Origin of the sequence: Vibrio sp. OPT46, assembly GCF_015163535.1 — a bacterium.
In the GTDB taxonomy this organism is placed as follows: domain Bacteria; phylum Pseudomonadota; class Gammaproteobacteria; order Enterobacterales; family Vibrionaceae; genus Vibrio; species Vibrio alginolyticus.
In genome coordinates this window covers 1-654 of sequence record NZ_JADDYG010000351.1, presented here as the reverse complement: position 1 = coordinate 654, position 654 = coordinate 1, and the positions used below count along the sequence as shown (strand labels likewise).

1 protein-coding gene is annotated in these 654 nt (G+C 39.1%); it reads right to left on the bottom strand.

Going from position 1 to position 654, the window contains the following annotated elements; translation table 11 throughout:
- Positions 1-359: SulA-like leucine-rich domain-containing protein (locus tag IQR33_RS15795; protein ID WP_193843843.1), on the bottom strand; the 359-nt coding region annotated here is incomplete at its 3' end.
- Positions 360-654: the final 295 nt, after the last annotated feature.

The following is a 654-nucleotide window of genomic DNA, read 5'->3' as shown; positions in this document are numbered from 1 at the left end:
AAGACTTCACACTGATAGCGCTGCGCCATGTCGCGCAACATAGATTGATTCATAAGTGCAATTTTATTGGATGCGACAACAGCACTGGCATTGCCTGATCGGATGGCTTTTATCACGATCTCGACTTCTGAAAGCTGTTGAGAGGGCTTCATTTGAATAACGTTTTTACAGCAAATATTAGAAGCAGTGAGTTGTTCAAAGTCTGGACGAGGGCAGTCTGCTGTAAACAAAATCCATTGTTTCTGCTGCGATAAAACAGCCAGCTTAGATAGAAGCTGATCCGAAACGGCCATGGGCTTAGTTGCTTGTGCCAATACGTTGTAACGAGAGTATGTATGAGATTGACTTTGTAACTGCATCTTACTGTTCCTTTATACATGCTGTATGTCTATACAGTAGTTTGTTTTGGCGACCTGATCAACCAGTTTCTCAAAAGTTATTTGCGGTTTTTTGAAAAGGAAATAAAAGAATTTTACTTTAAGTGATTGAATTTATTTGTTTATTTTTCATTTCTGATATGTCTAACATCAATTTAAAAATGTGAGGTGAGTAGAAAGTTGGACGAGAGACATACAGGGGTTTACTACTGTATATACAGGTGTTTTTCACGGACAGTGGTTTGTATACAGTGGAAGAGGGCTGATAACCGATGCG